Genomic DNA, 16414 nt, shown 5'->3' with positions numbered 1-16414 from the left:
TAAGGCCCCTCAGTCCCATTCCAGGCCGCCGCGCCGCCATACGTACGCGTAGGCGACGAAGACGGTGAGCACGAAGAGCAGCATCTCCACGAGCCCGAAGATCCCCAGGGCGTCGAAGGTGACGGCCCAGGGGTAGAGGAAGACGATCTCGATGTCGAAGACGATGAAGAGCATCGCCGTCAGGTAGTACTTGATGGGGAAGCGCCCGCCGCCGGCCGGCGTGGGGGTCGGCTCGATGCCGCACTCGTAGGCCTCAAGCTTGGCGCGGTTGTACCGCTTCGGACCGATCAGCGTGGCCATGACCACGGAGAAGATCGCAAAGCCTGCCCCGAGGGCTCCCAGTACGAGGATGGGCGCATACGCGTTCACCGCTCCTCGCTCCTCTCAGTCGGCGCTGACTGCTGGCGGTTGCACTGGTGCACTGCGCTCACTTCCGCCTCACCGGTCCCACGAGCCCCGTCGTCCCGGGCGAAGATCGAGAACATGTGAAGCAGGTCACAAGCCCAGTTGCCACGCATCTTATGCCCGCCGCTCTGTGATCTGCGACACGGGGTATTCCACAAGCTTTGTGATCTACACCACCTGACGAAGGTTCATGAAGTCGGATGATGAGTGATCTTCATACGGGAAGCGTTCAGTTGATCACCAGAAGTGACATTTTCACTTGTCCCCGCAGGCCGGAGGGGGCGTCTCAATATCAAGAGAGTTCCGCTGCATGCAAATTGGCGCTGGACGGGGGTGCCTGGTAGAGGGCGGCGTTCACACCTCAGAGGGAGGTGCAGGCGTGGTGTGGACGGGGGCGGGGGCGCGTGCATGCGTTCACGAGCGCCGCGCGCACGGGACGCCGTGCTTCCGGTAACCGTTCCGTGACCTCCGCCACATCGATGAGTGGCCCCTAAGAACCGGGCTTGGCCAACGACCCCGACCGATGGTAGGCGGGGGGCAATCCGGACGTAATGATCAAAGACCGTGATCAAGGGCTTGATCACCGACGTCCGCAATGTCCGTTACGGCGTCAATAAAGAGCGACACGCCCGGGATTCTGGGTCTCGATTGAGCAACTGTGGCGCAGCACACGTTTCTTGAAGATATGAAGGAGCCCCTGGTACCGGTTGTTCCCATGTCCCACACCGCTCACATACGCAGCCACCGGAAGCCCCGCCGCAGCGCGTCGACCCTCGCGATGCGGGCCGGAGTTGCCGGTGGCGTCCTCAGCACCCTGGCAGTCGCCGGGGCGTCCGGCTCGGCGAACGCGGCCGAGCCGGTGACGCAGACCCTTGAACTGCCCACCCTGACGGCCGACCTGGCTCAGGCGGCCAAGTCCGCGGACGCCACCCAGCAGGCCGCCGCGAACTACCAGCTGCAGGCCGAGCGTGACGCGGCCGCCGCAAAGGCCGCGAAGCAGGCCGAGGCGGACCTCGCCGAGGCGAAGCAGAAGGCCGCCGAGGCCAAGAAGAAGGCGCAGGAGGAGGCCCGCAAGGAGGCCGCCGCGCGCGCCTCCCGCAACGCCGAGCGTACGACGCTCGCCACCACGTCGGACTCCGGCAGCACCTCGACGAGCACCTCCACGGCCACCGGTTCCGCCGCGGCCGTCATCAGCTTCGTCAAGGCGCAGATCGGCAAGGCGTACGTCTCCGGCGCCACCGGCCCGTCGGCGTACGACTGCTCCGGCCTGGTACAGACGGCCTTCAAGCAGGTGGGCATCAGCCTGCCGCGCGTCTCCCAGGACCAGTCGACGGCCGGCACCCAGGTGTCACTGAGCAACCTGCAGCCGGGTGACATCCTGTACTGGGGCAGCGCGGGCAGCGCCTACCACGTCGCGGTGTACGTGGGCGACGGTATGTTCGTCGGCGCACAGAACCCCTCCAGCGGTGTCGGGGAGCACCCGCTGTCGTACGACCCGCCGACCGGCGCCGTGCGGGTGCTCTGAGCACTCCCGCGCCTCTCAACGCGCGTAGGGCCGCAGCCGCTCGGGGGCAGCGGCCCTTGCGCCGTTCCCGGCACGCCCGGGGCGGTGTTCCTGGCATGCTCGGCGCGGGCCGCCGCCCGGCGGTCCGTCCATGAGCGAAGGAGACCGCGCGATGCCACGCGTGTTCGTACAGGGAAGGCCCGCCGACTGCTACCCGCGCCACGCCCCCGAGGCCCGGCGTGGTGCGGTGCGCCGGATCGCCGAGGCCGGCGAGGAGGTCCTGCACAAGCCGTGCCGGGACATCACGGAGTTCGGGCCCGACCTCGCCGCACTCATCGACGACATGTTCCGCACCCTGTATGTCGCCGAAGGGGCCGGACTGGCGGCGAATCAGGTTGGGGTCGATCTCCGGCTTTTCGTGTACGACTGCCCCGATGACGACGGTATCCGGCATGTCGGACACGTCGTCAACCCGGTGCTCGAAACGCCCACGCACGGGCGACGGCTGCTGGACGAGGGTGAGGGGTGCCTGTCGGTGCCGGGTGCCGTGATGGCCGTACCGCGGCCGGACCGGGCCGTCGTGCGCGGGCGGGACAAGGACGGCCGGCCGGTCGTCATCGAGGGCACGGGGTACTTCGCGCGCTGCCTCATCCACGAGACCGACCACACCAACGGGTACCTCTACCTGGATCGGCTCTCCAAGCGGGAGAAAAAGGACGCGCTGCGGCAGATGGCGGTCCGGCGGGACGAGGTGTTCGCCCGCCGGGCCGCCAGGGCGGAAGGGCTGAGCACGGAATAGCGCAGGCTCACGCCTTCGGGGCCACCTTGCTCAGGCCGTTGATGATGCGGTCCATCGCGTCGCCGCCCGTGGGGTCGGTGAGGTTCGCGAGGAGCTTGAGGGTGAACTTCATCAGCATCGGGTGCGTCAGGCCGCGCTGGGCGGCGATCTGCATGACCTTCGGGTTGCCGATGAGCTTCACGAAGGCGCGGCCGAGGGTGTAGTAGCCGCCGTAGGTGTCCTTGAGGACGCGCGGGTAGCGCTGGAGGGCGATCTCGCGCTGTGCGGGCGTGGCACGCGCGTGTGCCTGCACGATGACGTCGGCGGCGATCTGGCCGGACTCCATGGCGTAGGCGATGCCCTCGCCGTTGAAGGGGTTCACCAGGCCGCCGGCGTCGCCGACGAGCAGCAGTCCGCGCGTGTAGTGCGGCTGGCGGTTGAAGGCCATGGGGAGGGCGGCACCGCGGATCGGGCCGGTCATGTTCTCGGGGGTGTAGCCCCAGTCCTCGGGCATGGAGGCGCACCAGGCCTTGAGGATCTCGCGCCAGTCCAGCTCCTTGAAGGAGGCGGAGGTGTTCAGCACGCCGAGGCCCACGTTCGACGTGCCGTCGCCCATGCCGAAGATCCAGCCGTAGCCGGGCAGCAGACGGTCCTGGGGGCCGCGGCGGTCCCACAGTTCCAGCCAGGACTCCAGGTAGTCGTCCTCGTGGCGGGGGCTCTCGAAGTACGTCCGGACCGCGACGCCCATCGGGCGGTCCTCGCGGCGGTGCAGGCCCATGGCGAGGGACAGGCGGGTGGAGTTGCCGTCGGCGGCGACCACCAGAGGCGCGTGGAAGGTGACCTCGCGCTTCTCCTCGCCGAGCTTGGCGGTGACGCCGGTGATCCGCCCGGTGCGGTCGTCGATGACCGGGCCGCTCACGTTGCAGCGCTCGTACAGCCGCGCCCCCGCCTTCTGGGCGTTGCGGGCGAGCTGCTCGTCGAAGTCGTCGCGCTTGCGGACCAGTCCGTAGTTCGGGTAGGAGGCCAGTTCCGGCCAGTCCAGCTGGAGGCGGACGCCGCCGCCGATGATGCGCAGGCCCTTGTTGCGCAGCCAGCCGGCCTGCTCCGAGATGTCGATGCCCATCGCCACGAGCTGCTTCACCGCACGCGGGGTGAGGCCGTCGCCGCAGACCTTCTCGCGCGGGAACTCGGTCTTCTCCAGGAGCAGGACGTCGAGACCGGACTTGGCGAGGTGGTACGCGGTCGTGGAGCCGGCTGGCCCCGCGCCCACGACGATCACATCGGCGGTGTGGTCGGAGAGGGGCTCGGTCACGGCGGGATCTCCCCAAGTTCGAAATCAGCGTGCCGACCGGCACTGGACATGGGCAGTCTATTCAGCAGAATTGATCACCCGGCTGAAGGGCTGCCCTGTGAACCGACCCCTCCCCGCGGTACGGCTGCGCGTTCCGACCCACGAGGACGCGATCGCCTGGCACCGGGTCTTCGACGACCCCGAGGTCATGGAGTTCTACGGCGGCAGGCCGGCCGCGCTGTCGGTCTATGAGGAACTCACCGCGCGCCAGCGGCGGCACGACGCGGAACGCGGCTTCTGCCTGTGGACGTTGCTGGACGAGGCCGGGGAGGTCATCGGCTTCACCGGAGCGCAGCCGTGGCGGCCCGACTGGGGGCCGGTCGGCGAGATCGAGATCGGCTGGCGGCTGGGCCGGGCGCACTGGGGCAAGGGGTACGCCACCGCGGCCGCACACGAGACGCTGGAGCGGGTGCGGGCGGCCGGGGTGCCGGAGGTGGTGGCGATGGTCCGGCCGGGCAACGAGCGGTCGGTCGCGGTGACCCGGCGGCTCGGGATGCGCCCGGCGGAGTCCTACCCGCATCCCACGCTGAACGAGTCGGCCCTCTGCTTCCGGCTCGCCCTCAACACCCGTACCGATAACGCAGCGTAGTCGTCTGTCACAGAAAGACACCGAGTCCTTCCGGCCCGGGCGCACGGGAGTTACCCTTCCAGTACCGCTGGGGGTGACATCTGTGCGTATAACACCCAAAACACCCGAAGTGCGCGTGCCACGGCTGGTCGGACTGATGGCCGTGGACGCGCGCGAAACGGCCCGGGCGCGGGGCCTGTTCCTCAACGCGCCGGACCGCCCGGACTTCCACCGCACGGTCGTCGACTACGTCGTACGCCAGTACCCGCAGCCCGGCGCCGAGGTGCCGCGGGAGTCGATGGTGTACGTGTGGTTCGACTTCGGCGACGGAGAGGGCGGCGGGGGCGTGCGCGAGCCCCGCATCCCGCGGCCGCCCACGGGCGGGCTCCCACGCGAACTCGGTGAGCCCGGTGACGCCTTCGAGATGATCAACCGCTGATCCCGCCGCCCCGTGGGACGGACCGCTCAGCTCTCCTTGAAGCCCCGGTGCAGGGCGACCACACCGCCGGTGAGGTTGCGCCAGGCCACCTTCGACCAGCCCGCCTTCCGCAGCCTTTCGGCGAGGGCGGGCTGATCGGGCCAGGCACGGATGGACTCGGCGAGGTAGACGTAGGCGTCCGGGTTCGAGGACACCGCGCGCGCGACCGGCGGCAGGGCGCGCATCAGGTACTCGGTGTAGACCGTGCGGAACGGCGCCCATGTCGGGGACGAGAACTCGCAGATCACCACGCGCCCGCCGGGGCGGGTCACCCGGTACATCTCCCGCAGGGCCGCATCCGTGTCCTGGACGTTGCGCAGCCCGAAGGAGATGGTGACGGCGTCGAAGGTGTCGTCCTTGAACGGCAGCTTCGTCGCGTCCCCGGCCGTGAACGGCAGCCAGGTGTGCTTCCGCTTGCCGACCCGGAGCATCCCGACCGAGAAGTCGCAGGGGACGACGTACGCGCCCGTCCGCGCGAAGGGCAGCGAGGAGGTGGCCGTGCCGGCGGCGAGGTCGAGGACCTTCTGCGCTGGGCGCGCGTCGACCGCCTTCGCCACCTCCTTGCGCCAGCGCCGGTCCTGGCCGAGCGACAGCACGTCGTTCGTCAGGTCGTACCGTTCCGCCACGTCGTCGAACATCGAGGCGACTTCGTGCGGCTGCTTGTTCAGGGAAGCGCGGGTCACCCGCCCATTGTTGCAGCCCGGTCGCACGCCAGGAGCCCCGGCTTCCCGCGCGCCGCGGGCCTACCGGCGCCTGAACACCAGGCGGCCCGCCAGCACCGTCGCCACGCATGTCGCCGTTCCGCGCTCGGCGAGTTCGGCCTCGTCACGGACGTCGAAGACCGCGAAGCGGGCCGCGGAGCCGGGCGTGCGGGCAGGCGGGTACACGGGCTCCAGGCCGGAGGCCAAGGGGTCGAGGGAGGGCACCCCGCCGGGGCGCCCCTGCCGGCCGGTGAGCACCAGGCCGGTGCGCCGCACGGCGTCCTGTACCGCGCGGTTGCGCAGCGGTTCGCAGGCTGCCGCGACCGTGCCGTGGGCCAGCATGCGCTGCACTCCGCGCCGGGCGCTCGCGCCCCAGCGGGCGTCGTCCAGCGCGAGCGCGGTCAGCGCGTCGCCGGTCAGCGGCTCGGTGCCGAGGGTGTCGGCCTCCCGGGGATCCGGGTGGTACGTCTCCTCCAGCAGCTCGTTGCCGTGCGGGTTGACGAATCCGGACGTGAGGATGCCGGGCCAGGTGCGCACGCGCGCGTGCGGGTACGCGGCGGCGAGCTCCTCCAGGGGGCCGGCGGCCGCGACCCGCTCGCCCTCGACGGCGAGGGCGTGGCCCCGGGAGTCGGCGTGAATCGTCAGCAAGGCGCCCCTAGTTCGACGCCAGCAGCTTCAGTTCGGGGTGGGCCGTGCCGCCCTCGATGGCCGTGGAGGAGATGTGGGAGACCACACGGTCGTCGACGGGGTCGTTCGCCGGGTCGTCGTGCACGACGAGGTGCTCGTACGTCGTGGCCCGCTGCGCCGGTACCCGGCCCGCCTTGCGGATCAGGTCGATGATCTCCAGCCGGTTGGAGCGGTGCCTGGCGCCGGCCGAGGAGACCACGTTCTCCTCCAGCATGATGGAGCCGAGGTCGTCCGCGCCGTAGTGCAGGGAGAGCTGGCCGGCCTCCTTGCCCGTGGTCAGCCACGAGCCCTGGATGTGCTGGACGTTGTCCAGGAAGAGGCGGGCGATGGCGATCATCCGCAGGTACTCGAAGATCGTGGCCTGCGTCCGGCCCTTCAGGTGGTTGTTCTCGGGCTGGTAGGTGTACGGGATGAACGCGCGGAAGCCGCCCGTACGGTCCTGGACGTCCCGGATCATGCGCAGGTGCTCGATGCGCTCGGCGTTGGTCTCGCCGGTGCCCATCAGCATGGTGGAGGTGGACTCCACGCCCAGCCGGTGCGCGGTCTCCATGATCTCCAGCCAGCGCTCGCCGGACTCCTTGAGGGGCGCGATGGCCTTGCGGGGGCGCTCGGGGAGCAGCTCCGCGCCGGCGCCGGCGAAGGAGTCGAGGCCCGCCTCGTGGATCCGGGTGATGGCCTCCTCGACCGACACGCCGGAGATACGGGCCATGTGGTCGACCTCGGACGCGCCCAGCGAGTGGATGACGAGCTGCGGGAAGGCGTCCTTGATGGCCTTGAAGTGCTTCTCGTAGTACTCGACGCCGTAGTCCGGGTGGTGGCCGCCCTGGAACATGATCTGGGTGCCGCCCAGTTCGACGGTCTCCGCGCAGCGGCGCAGGATGTCGTCGAGGTCGCGGGTCCAGCCCTTGTCCTTGTCCTTGGGGGCCGCGTAGAACGCGCAGAACTTGCACGCCGTGACACACACGTTCGTGTAGTTGATGTTCCGCTCGATGATGTACGTCGCGATGTGCTCGGTACCGGCGTACTTGCGGCGGCGTACGGCGTCGGCGGCGGCGCCCAGCGCGTGCAGCGGGGCGTCGCGGTAGAGGTCGAGCGCCTCTTCCGGGGTGATCCGCCCACCGGCTGCGGCACGGTCGAGGACAGACTGGAGGTCGGCCTTCTCGGTCACCAGGGCGTCCCTTTCGTCAAGGGTTGTGGACGGGCTGACTCAGCCTACGCCAGCCGTTTCCCCGCGAGGACGTCAGGCCGCGTACGCGCCGATCAGCAGGCCGGTCAAGGCACCGGCCAGCAGGAACGGGCCGAACGGGATCGCCGACTTGCGCCCCGTGCGCCGTACGACGACGAGCGCACCGCCGTACAGCGCGCCGAGCAGGAAGCCGGCGAAGGCGCCGAGCAGGACCGTGGACCAGCCGTACCAGCCGAGTACGGCGCCCATGCCGACGGCCAGCTTGACGTCGCCGAAGCCCATCCCTGCCGGGTTGATGAGGTACAGCGCGTAGTAGCCGGCGCCGAGCGCGAGGGCCCCGTACAGCGCGGTGGGCCAGTGGCCGGCGTGCTCGGGCAGCAGCGCGGCGAGGCCCAGCAGGGCGAGGGCGGCCCCGGCGAGGGGCAGGGTCAGCGGGTCGGGCAGCCGTTGCACCCGGAGGTCGACCACGGCCAGCAGCACCCCGACGGGCGCGAGCAGCAGCCAGACCGCCAGTTCCGGCCGGGTGCCGGTGGCGGCGGCGAGAGCGGCGCAGGTCAGGGCGGTGGCGAGGGCGGGGAGGAGCACCTCCGTGCGCTGCCCCTCTCCTCCTCCCTCTCCCTGCCCCTCTCCTCCGCACGCGCCGCACCGCCTGCGGCCGAGCCAGCCGCGCAGCGGGTGGCCGGCCGGGCAGCGGGCCCGCCACGGGTCACCGGCAGGGACGGCGAGGCGGTAGGCGGCGCGGGGCAGCAGCGCGCCCGCCAGGGCGCCCCACAGCGCGGCGGCGGCCATCAGCGCCCCGGTGCTCATCCGGTCCCGCTCCCCGTCGCGTTCACGGTCCTCATCCGACCTTCGACATGCGGGCCTGCGCGTTGCCCTCGGCCGCGCTGTCCGAGGTGAACTGCAGATCGTCGCCGACCGGGGTCAGTTCGACCTGGCGGGGGCTCGCCACACAGTGCCCGGGGTTGTCCCGCGCGCCCACCGAGGTCGCGAGGATCCGGGACTTCGTCACCTTCTTCAGGGTGAGGACGTCCGTGCACACGCCGCCGACCTGGTCGGTGTTCCGGAGCCGCCCCAACTCCTGGCCCAGGGCCGCCTGGTGGACGGTGATCCGGAAGGTGCCCGCGGGCAGTCCGAGTTCGCTGCCCTGTCCTTCCCAGGTGCCGAGGTAGCGGGCCGGGATCGCGCCGGGCCGGGGACTTCCGCCGGGGGCGCTGCTGTGCGCCGCACTCGGCGCCGGGGAGCGAGGGGCGCTGCCCGCGCCCGCGTCACCGTCGCTCTGGAACCAGGGCCGCAGCAGCGCGCCGAGCACCAGGGACCCCACGGCCAGTGCTCCGGCGACCGCCAGCACCACCGTGCAGCTCAGCCGGCGACCCCGGCCGCCCTCGGCCGGCGCGGAGGCCGCCGCCAGGCTCATGGAGACCCGTCCGGGCGGCGGCGCGTCGCGCGGTGCGGGCACCACGGTCGGCGCCCCGGGCGGCACACCGTCCACACCGGTCGCGGACCCGGGGGAAGCCCCGGGCGCACCGGTCGCGGCCCCCGGGACCGCCCCGGACACACCGCCGGCCGCCCCTGACGGCACCGGCGTGCCGGGTCCCTGCTGGTTCATCACGGGCGCGGGCCCGAAAGCACCGGCTCCGCTGACGGGGTCCGACTCGGCGGGGACGGAGGCGGGGGCGGGGCCCGGGGCCGAACCGGAGTCCGGCACTGCCGCAGGTACCGGCGGTCCCGGTACCGCCGGCCGGTCGAAGGCGACGGGCCCCGACCGCGCCGTCTCCCCCGTGTCCAGGTTGAGCAGGCGGACGGCGCTGCGGCTGACCTGCTCCACCAGGGGGCCCGGCAGCCAGCCGCCGGCGATCAGGCGGGTGGCGCCTTCCGGGGCGAGCCGTCGGCTCACGTCGGCGGGGGCGGGCCGGGCCGCCGGGTCCTTGGCCAGGCAGGCCACGGCGATCTCCCGCAACTCGCCGTCGAGCGGCCCGATCTCGGGCTCCTCGTGGACGACCTTGTAGAGCAGCGCGGCCGAGGAGTCACCGCGGAAGGGCGCTTGTCCCGTGGCCGCGTGGACGAGGACCGCGCCGAGGGAGAAGACGTCGGCCGCGGCCGTGACGCCCTTGCCGAGGATCTGCTCGGGTGACATGTAGCCCGGGGAGCCGACCGAGACACCGGTGGACGTCAGGGACGCCGTGCCGTCCATGGCCCGCGCGATACCGAAGTCGATCAGCAACGGCCCGTCGAGGGTCAGCAGGACGTTGGACGGCTTCACGTCCCGGTGCACGAGCTCCCGCGCGTGCACGGCGGTCAGCGCCTCGGCGAGGCCCGCGCCCAGGGCCCGTACGGTGTGCGCGGGCAGCGGGCCGGTGTCGGTGACGGCCGCGGCGAGGGACGGGCCGGCCGCGTAGGCGGTGGCGACCCAGGGCACCGGGGCGTCCGGGTCCGCGTCCAGCACGGGCGCGGTCCAGGCGCCGCCGACCCGGCGGGCGGCCGCCACCTCGCGCCGGAAGCGGGCGCGGAACTCCTCGTCCAGCGCGAAGTGCGGATGCACGATCTTCACCGCGACCGTACGGCCGCCCGCGCTGCGGCCGAGGTAGACCCGGCCCATGCCGCCGGCGCCGAGCCGGCCGAGCAGCCGGTAGGGGCCGACGGTGGCCGGCTCGTCCACGTCCAGCGGCTGCATGGCGGGCTCCCCCCAACGCCTCCGGCCAACCCCCGGCCCCAAGGCTCGTCTCCGACGCCTGTCGCCATCAGCCTAGTGACGCGTGGTCACCGACGCAGCAGGTCCACCTTCACGTCCGCCGGGAAGCCCGTCGTCGGGCCGATCCGGCGGGCGAACTCGGCGACCGCCGCCAGCTGCGGGGTGCCGAAGCTGAAGTCGAGGGTGGTGAAGTACTGCGCCAGGGTCGCCTCGTCGAAGGCCTCCCAGCGGGCGGCCTGTTCGGCGACCTTGGCGACCTCCTCCAGGGAGAGGTTGCGGGATTCCAGGAAGGCCCGGTGGACCTGGCGGGTGATGTCCGGCTCGCGGTCGGCGTAGTCGCGGCGGGCCGCCCAGACCGCGAAGACGAACGGCAGGCCGGTCCACTCCTTCCAGAGCGCGCCGAGGTCGTGGACCTCCAGGCCGTAGCGCGGGCCGTCCAGCAGGTTCGCGCGCAGTGCCGCGTCGCCGATCAGGACCGCCGCGTCCGCCTCCTGCATCATCAGGCTGAGGTCGGGCGGACAGGTGTAGTAGTCGGGCCGGACGCCGTAGCGGTCGGCGAGGAGGAGCTGGGCGAGGCGGACGGAGGTGCGGGAGGTCGAGCCGAGGGCGACCCGGCGGCCGTCCAGCCGGTCCAGCGGGACCTGCGAGACGATCACGCAGGACATCACCGGGCCGTCGCAGCCGACGGCGATGTCCGGGAAGGCGACCAGGTCGTCGGCGTTCTTCAGGAACTCGACGAGGGTGACCGGGCCGATGTCGAGGTCGCCGCGCACGAGCTGCTCGCTGAGCTTCTCCGGGGTGTCCTTGGTCAGCTCGAAGTCGAGGAGGGTGCCGGTTCTCGCGAGCCCCCAGTACAGGGGCAGGCAGTTCAGGAACTGGATGTGGCCGACGCGCGGCCGGGTGCGAGAATTGTCCACATCGGGACCCTAGACCCCCTGCGGTACGGTGCCGGGACCGGCCCCGCCGTCGCCACGCCGTCAAATGGCCCAACGGCCGTTCAAACGTCCGGGTGAAGTGATCTTGCCCTCTATTGCTTTCGGCAGCCCGGATGCTAGGCTTGCCGCAAGTTGCAGTTTGGTTTCCCTTGCAGTACAGAGCCTGCGGAGCATGTAACCGCAGGCTCTCGTCGTTTTCAGACGTATGCAGTTGCGCAGCACCGTTTCGCACGTGCAGGTTCTGGAGCAGGGCAACCCTTTTGAGCCCAAGGAGGGCTTATGGCTACCGGAACCGTTAAGTGGTTCAACGCCGAAAAGGGCTTTGGCTTCATCGCCCAGGAGGGCGGCGGCCCCGACGTCTTCGTTCACTACTCCGCGATCAACGCCTCCGGCTTCCGCTCCCTTGAGGAGAACCAGCAGGTGAGCTTCGACGTGACGCAGGGCCCGAAGGGTCCGCAGGCGGAGAACGTCACCCCCGTCTGATCACTGCCTGATCGCAGAACCTGAGAGCAGTACCCAAGGAGCCCCGCGCCGTTCCGGCGACGGGGCTCCTGCCTTTCCCTCCCGGCCCTCGCTCGCCGGCCGTCGGTGAATTCTGCGCGAATTCTCTCCCCGCGCGAGATGACTACGCGTACGGGATGACTACGTGTGCTGCATGACGAGAACGAAGGTCGTGCCCGGCTCCAGCGCCTCGTAGGAGTGCGGCACGTCCCCCCTATAGGTCATGTAATCCCCGGGGCCGAGTTCGGCCTCCTCGCCCGCCGGGCCCGCCTTCACCCGGCCGGAGCTCACGATCAGATGCTCGACCGTGCCGGGGATGTGCGGTTCCGAGACGCGGGCCGCCCCGGGCTCGGCGCTCAGGCGGTAGATGTCCCGCCGGGCCGAAGGAGGGCTCGCGGACAACAGGGTGGCGACGAAGTCCGCGTGCGCCGCGGCGACCGCCGGGCCCTCGCCGGCCCGGATCACCTGGACGCTGGGCACCGGCGGCTCCACCAGCGCGCTGAACGGCACCCCCAGCGCGACCGCGAGCGCCCAGAGCGTCTCCACGTTGGGATTGCCGCTCGCCGCCTCCAGCTGGGAGAGCGTGGACTTCGCGATCCCGGCGCGCTTGGCCAGCTCGGACAGGGACAGCCCGGCGCGGGTGCGCTCGCGCTTGAGCGATGCGGCGATCCACTCCAGGGGGAGCCGGGCGGGAGGCTCGGACATGTCGTTCGCTCCATCGGTACGATCGTTCGGCTTGACGGACAGAAGGCCCGCTGTCCATTCTAGAAAACATGCGTTCGCTTCTCCGAACACCCAGTGACCGTTCCCTGCTCCGCGACAGCTCCCTCGTCTGGCTCGCCAGCGGGGTCGTCGGCGTCTCCTTCGGTGCCGTCTCGGTCGCGGGCGGGCTACCGGTGTGGGTGCCCGTGCTGATGTCACTGGTGGTGTACGCGGGATCGGCCCAGTTCAGCGCGGTGGGGGTGCTGCTCGCCGGGGGCGGCCCGATCGCCGCCGCGGCGACCGGGCTGCTGCTGAACACCCGTACGGCCGCCTTCAGCCTGGCCGTCGCCGAGATCCTCGGGACCGGACGGGCGGCCCGCTTCCTCGGCGCCCACCTGGTCACCGACGAGACGGTCGCCTTCGCCCTCGCCCAGCCCGACCCGGTACGGCAGCGGCGGGCGTTCTGGATCTCCGGGCTCGGACTGTTCGCCGTGTGGAACACCGGGGTGCTGGCCGGCGCGCTCGCCGGGGGTGCGCTGGGCGACACGGCCCGGTACGGACTCGACGCCGCGTTCCCCGCCGTGCTGGTCGCGCTGGTGCTGCCCCAGCTGCGGGGGGACGCGGCGGTACGGCGGTGTGCCGTGCTCGGCGCCGCCATCGCCCTCGCGGCGACACCCGCCGTGCCCGCCGGAGTGCCGGTGCTGCTCGCCCTGGCCGGGCTCTTCCTGCATCGCCGTCAGCCTGCGGAGGCCGCTGCATGAACGCCACCGTCCTCGTGATCCTCGCGCTGGCCCTGGGCACGTACGCCTTCCGGCTGGTGGGGCCGGTGCTGCACGGACGGGTCGAGATACCCGCCCGGGCGCAGGAGCTGGCCTCCGCCGGGGCCGTGGTGCTGCTCGTCGCCCTCCTGGCCACCGGCGCGCTGACGGAGTCCGGCGGCTTCGCGGGCTGGGCCCGGCCCGCCGGGGTCCTGGTCGGCGCCGTACTGGCCTGGCGCCGGGCACCGTTCGCGGTGGTGGTGCTCGGCGCGGCGGCGACGGCCGCGGTGCTGCGGCTGGCGGGGATCGGCTAGCTCGACGACGGTTCCCTCGCCGGGGTCGTCTCCTGGCACTCCAGCACCGTGCGCGAACGGGACACCGCGCTGGAGGAGTCAGCGGGCCAGGCGTTCCTTCTCGCCCAGAAGAAAGGCTGACCAGGCGGAGGGGGTGAGGGTGAGGTGAGGGGCGGCGGGTTGCTTCGAGTCACGGATGTGGATGGCGGTGGGGTGGGCGGCCACCTCCAGGCACTCGCCGCCTTCACCGCTGCTATAGCTGGACTTGAACCAAGTGAGGCTCTCGATGCTCATAGCTCCTCCAGCTTCTGCGTGATCAGGGAGCGGGTCTTCAGGGGGCTGAGGGCCACCGCGCGCATCATCCCATAGCGATCGGCGATCTTCCGGACCTCGTCTCGGTCGGTGATCAACCGCGGAAAGCCCTGTGCCTCCAGGTAGGCCACCTGCCCCTCCTTGGGCAACACCAGCAAGTTGAACGCGCTGTCCAGGTTGGGGTGTTCCTCAGCCTTGGTCGACATCACCTGGATCTCGACATTCCGCAAGCTGCCGACCCGCAGCAGGTTCCGCAACTGTTCCTTGAAGATGCCCGACCCGCCGATCGGCCGGTCAAGCAAGACCTCTTCGAGTACATAGCTCACGACAGGCGGCGGCCACCGGTCGAAGACCTGCTGGCGGGACAGCCGGTCGGCAACCCTCTTCTCGATGGTCTCCTCGCTTAGGAACGGCCGTCGCTGCCCGAAGACGGTGCGAGCGTAGTCCTCGGTCTGCAAGAGGCCGGGCATGGCCTGGTTGGCGTAGAAGTGCAGCTCCAGCGCCTCCGCCTCCATCGCGGCGTGACCTCGATACCACTCCGGATGCCGAGTACGCGCCTTGGTCATCGCCTCCTCGATCTGCGGGATGACCGCCTTCAACAGCCCCTCCGCCTTGAGGATGTCATCCGCCTGCCGCAGGAACTCCGGCCTCGGCGTCCGCACCCCCCGCTCCATCGCCGAGACCTGATCAGGCCCGTAGCTCACCAGGCTCCCGAACTCCCGCTGGTTCAGCCCCGCCCGCTCCCTCAGCAGCTTCAACTGCCTGCCCACCGCCGCGAAGACCCCCACCGCCCCGTTCTCCTCAGCAGGCGTCTCGGGCCGCCGCTCCCGCTCCTCCGTCACTCCACCCTCCGACTGCTCGTACGCAAACCAGACGCACCCGTACGACTACGCACAGTCGCCAGGACTCCCCTGGTCAGAGTAGGGAGAACTGACGACGCTCGGTGACGTGAACGTAGAAATCTCCACCCCCGCACATGAGCTCACCCAGCGGCTCAGCGCCACCGCCCTAGGCGCCCGGCTGGCCCGGCGCCTCACCGGCCACCAGCTCGCCACCTGGGGATACCCGCACGACAGCGACCCGAACTGCACCGCCCAGCTCCTCGTCGCCGAGCTCGCGGCGAACGCCGTCACCCACGGTCGTGCACCGGGCCGGGACTTCGAGCTGCGGCTCCGGCTGCTGCCCGCGAGTGCCACCTTGCGTATCGAGGTGAGCGACGCCCGGGGAGACAAGGAACCGCGGTTCCTGGAGGGCGGCCCGGAGGACGAGCACGGGCGCGGACTCGCGGTCGTACGGGTGCTGTCGAGCCGCTGGGGCGTGGCGCCGCGCACCGTCGGCAAGACGGTCTGGGCGGAGCTCTCGCTCAGCGGGCGGCGGCGACCGTGTCCGCGAAGGCCCGGGCCGGCGGGCTGAGGGCGTCCCAGCGGCGGACGGCCCAGCCGACCGGGAGGGGGCGCAGGCCCCGCAGCGGGACCAGCCGCAGGTCGCCCTCCCCGGGGACCGGCAGTCCGGGTACGGCGGGTACGACCGCCCGGCCCACCCCCAGCTCGGCCAGCAGCAGTGCCGTGTCCCAGTCGGCGACGCTCGTGTCGTAGGCGAACCGCACGCCCAGCTCGGCGCAGGCGGCGTCCAGGTGGGCCGCGGAGGTGGAGTTGGGCGGCAGGCGGATGAGGCGTACGCCGGCCAGTTCCGCGGGGTCGAGATCCGGCCGTTCGGCGAGGGGGTCGTCGGCGCGGAGGGCGAGCAGCCAGGGCAGTTCCGCGACCGTCCGCTGCTCGATGCCGCGGACCCGGGGGCCGACGGTGATCCACGCCAGGTCGAGGGTGCCGTCGGCCAGGGCGTCGAAGGTGCCGCGGCCCGAACTGACCGTGCGGAACTCCAGGTTGACCTGGGGGTGACGGCGGCGGAAGGTGACCACCGCGTCGGACATGAAGTGCCGGACGGTGGTGGCGCCGGTGGCGACGCGGACGTGCCCGCTGTGGCCGTCGACGAGGTCGCGCAGCTGCCGTACCGCGAGGTCGAGTCCGGATATGCCCTCGGCCGCCGCTCCTTCCAGGATGCGTCCGGCCTGGGTGGGGACCACCCCTCGCGGCTGCCGTTCCAGCAGCGCGACCCCGGTCTCCCGCTCCAGCCGCTTCACGTGCTGGCTGACGGCGGACTGGGTGCAGCCGAGGTCCCGCGCGACGGAACTGAGGCTGCCCGCGCGGCACACGGCCACGAACACACGGAGGTCTTCGAGGGTCACAAGTCCCAAGCTAACACTTGGGGTTATTGAGAAAACCCAAGGATTGACTGGATGTCAGGGCCGTACGAGGATCGATGGCGGGCCGCGATCGACCCAGGCGGCAACCCGCTCCCCGCCCCGCCGAGCGTCCGGACCGAGGCGGGACCGGCGAGGAGCGGGTGTCGACCGTTCACGATCCCCGGCCGTTCACGGGCCCCGGCCGTTCACGATCCCCGATCGATCACGATCGCTGATCGCTGCGTGCGTCGATCGCCTCTTGGTCCGTGCCGCCCCGGCGGCTTGACTTGATGCCGGGCGGAGGAGCCGCCCGGTACGAGGAGA

The 16414-nt window shown here is 71.4% G+C and carries 20 protein-coding genes; 8 read left to right on the top strand and 12 right to left on the bottom strand.

Features of this window, described 5'->3' with window-relative positions:
* Positions 1-9 precede the first annotated feature (9 nt).
* On the bottom strand, positions 10-369 hold the full coding sequence (locus tag ABT171_RS21965) for an NADH-quinone oxidoreductase subunit A (protein ID WP_003992243.1): 360 nt from the start codon (positions 367-369) through the stop codon (positions 10-12).
* A gap of 751 nt (positions 370-1120) precedes the next feature.
* Between ABT171_RS21965 and ABT171_RS21960 the strand changes: the two genes are divergently transcribed.
* Both ABT171_RS21960 and def read left to right on the top strand, forming a co-directional pair.
* Positions 1121-1930 carry a C40 family peptidase gene (locus tag ABT171_RS21960; RefSeq protein ID WP_351246261.1) on the top strand — a complete coding sequence of 270 codons (810 nt, stop codon included), beginning with the start codon at positions 1121-1123 and terminating at the stop codon, positions 1928-1930.
* A gap of 151 nt (positions 1931-2081) precedes the next feature.
* Positions 2082-2708 carry a peptide deformylase gene (def, locus tag ABT171_RS21955; RefSeq protein WP_351246259.1) on the top strand — a complete coding sequence of 209 codons (627 nt, stop codon included), beginning with the start codon at positions 2082-2084 and terminating at the stop codon, positions 2706-2708.
* 7 nt (positions 2709-2715) lie between these two features.
* On the opposite strand, the gene ABT171_RS21950 is transcribed toward def, so the two are convergent.
* A complete protein-coding gene (locus ABT171_RS21950) occupies positions 2716-3999 on the bottom strand; it encodes a geranylgeranyl reductase family protein (RefSeq protein ID WP_351246258.1) in 1284 nt (427 codons plus the stop codon).
* A 97-nt stretch (positions 4000-4096) separates the two neighbouring features.
* On the opposite strand from ABT171_RS21950, the gene ABT171_RS21945 reads away from it, so the two are divergent.
* The gene (locus ABT171_RS21945; protein WP_351246256.1) at positions 4097-4627 is read left to right on the top strand and encodes a GNAT family N-acetyltransferase; all 531 of its coding nucleotides are present in this window, start codon (positions 4097-4099) and stop codon (positions 4625-4627) included.
* A 109-nt stretch (positions 4628-4736) separates the two neighbouring features.
* Positions 4737-5045, top strand: a complete 309-nt coding sequence (locus ABT171_RS21940; RefSeq protein ID WP_351246254.1) for a PASTA domain-containing protein — start codon at positions 4737-4739, stop codon at positions 5043-5045.
* A gap of 26 nt (positions 5046-5071) precedes the next feature.
* On the opposite strand, the gene ABT171_RS21935 is transcribed toward ABT171_RS21940, so the two are convergent.
* The 6 genes from ABT171_RS21935 to ABT171_RS21910 all read right to left on the bottom strand — a co-directional run bounded on the left by ABT171_RS21935 (position 5072) and on the right by ABT171_RS21910 (position 11264).
* Complete coding sequence (locus ABT171_RS21935; protein ID WP_351246252.1) at positions 5072-5767, bottom strand: demethylmenaquinone methyltransferase; 696 nt, start codon at positions 5765-5767, stop codon at positions 5072-5074.
* A 60-nt stretch (positions 5768-5827) separates the two neighbouring features.
* Positions 5828-6433 carry an imidazolonepropionase-like domain-containing protein gene (locus ABT171_RS21930; RefSeq protein ID WP_351246250.1) on the bottom strand — a complete coding sequence of 202 codons (606 nt, stop codon included), beginning with the start codon at positions 6431-6433 and terminating at the stop codon, positions 5828-5830.
* 7 nt (positions 6434-6440) lie between these two features.
* Positions 6441-7640: a cyclic dehypoxanthinyl futalosine synthase gene (gene mqnC / locus ABT171_RS21925; protein ID WP_351246248.1), complete on the bottom strand. Its 1200-nt coding sequence runs from the start codon at positions 7638-7640 to the stop codon at positions 6441-6443.
* Positions 7641-7712: 72 nt separating this feature from the next.
* Positions 7713-8465 (bottom strand): prepilin peptidase, encoded by a 753-nt coding sequence (locus ABT171_RS21920; RefSeq protein ID WP_351246246.1) that lies wholly within the window; start codon positions 8463-8465, stop codon positions 7713-7715.
* A 31-nt stretch (positions 8466-8496) separates the two neighbouring features.
* Positions 8497-10329: a protein kinase domain-containing protein gene (locus tag ABT171_RS21915; protein WP_351246244.1), complete on the bottom strand. Its 1833-nt coding sequence runs from the start codon at positions 10327-10329 to the stop codon at positions 8497-8499.
* Positions 10330-10415: 86 nt separating this feature from the next.
* Positions 10416-11264 (bottom strand): menaquinone biosynthetic enzyme MqnA/MqnD family protein, encoded by an 849-nt coding sequence (locus ABT171_RS21910; protein WP_351246242.1) that lies wholly within the window; start codon positions 11262-11264, stop codon positions 10416-10418.
* A gap of 297 nt (positions 11265-11561) precedes the next feature.
* On the opposite strand from ABT171_RS21910, the gene ABT171_RS21905 reads away from it, so the two are divergent.
* A complete protein-coding gene (locus tag ABT171_RS21905; RefSeq protein WP_003992177.1) occupies positions 11562-11765 on the top strand; it encodes a cold-shock protein in 204 nt (67 codons plus the stop codon).
* Between the two features lie 159 nt (positions 11766-11924).
* Here the strand turns inward: ABT171_RS21905 and ABT171_RS21900 are convergent, their stop codons facing one another.
* Positions 11925-12488 (bottom strand): helix-turn-helix domain-containing protein, encoded by a 564-nt coding sequence (locus ABT171_RS21900; protein WP_351246240.1) that lies wholly within the window; start codon positions 12486-12488, stop codon positions 11925-11927.
* Positions 12489-12556: 68 nt separating this feature from the next.
* On the opposite strand from ABT171_RS21900, the gene ABT171_RS21895 reads away from it, so the two are divergent.
* A complete protein-coding gene (locus tag ABT171_RS21895; protein WP_351246238.1) occupies positions 12557-13246 on the top strand; it encodes an AzlC family ABC transporter permease in 690 nt (229 codons plus the stop codon).
* Positions 13243-13557 (top strand): AzlD domain-containing protein, encoded by a 315-nt coding sequence (locus ABT171_RS21890; protein WP_351246236.1) that lies wholly within the window; start codon positions 13243-13245, stop codon positions 13555-13557. Before ABT171_RS21895 ends, ABT171_RS21890 begins: the two co-directional genes overlap by 4 nt.
* A 78-nt stretch (positions 13558-13635) precedes the next feature.
* On the opposite strand, the gene ABT171_RS21885 is transcribed toward ABT171_RS21890, so the two are convergent.
* Both ABT171_RS21885 and ABT171_RS21880 read right to left on the bottom strand, forming a co-directional pair.
* Entirely contained in the window at positions 13636-13830 is a 195-nt protein-coding gene (locus ABT171_RS21885) for a DUF397 domain-containing protein (protein ID WP_351246234.1), read from the bottom strand.
* Positions 13827-14690: a helix-turn-helix domain-containing protein gene (locus ABT171_RS21880; RefSeq protein WP_351246232.1), complete on the bottom strand. Its 864-nt coding sequence runs from the start codon at positions 14688-14690 to the stop codon at positions 13827-13829. Before ABT171_RS21880 ends, ABT171_RS21885 begins: the two co-directional genes overlap by 4 nt.
* Before the next feature lie 106 nt (positions 14691-14796).
* Between ABT171_RS21880 and ABT171_RS21875 the strand changes: the two genes are divergently transcribed.
* Positions 14797-15261 (top strand): ATP-binding protein, encoded by a 465-nt coding sequence (locus tag ABT171_RS21875; protein ID WP_351246230.1) that lies wholly within the window; start codon positions 14797-14799, stop codon positions 15259-15261.
* Here ABT171_RS21875 and ABT171_RS21870 read toward each other — a convergent pair.
* Positions 15212-16093, bottom strand: coding sequence for a LysR family transcriptional regulator (locus ABT171_RS21870; protein ID WP_351246228.1), 882 nt, complete (start codon positions 16091-16093; stop codon positions 15212-15214). The genes ABT171_RS21875 and ABT171_RS21870 overlap by 50 nt on opposite strands.
* Between the last annotated feature and the right edge of the window lie 321 nt (positions 16094-16414).

The sequence above is a fragment of the Streptomyces sp. NPDC001851 genome (assembly GCF_040297165.1).
Lineage (GTDB): Bacteria > Actinomycetota > Actinomycetes > Streptomycetales > Streptomycetaceae > Streptomyces.
This window is presented reverse-complemented; position numbering and strand designations above follow the sequence as displayed.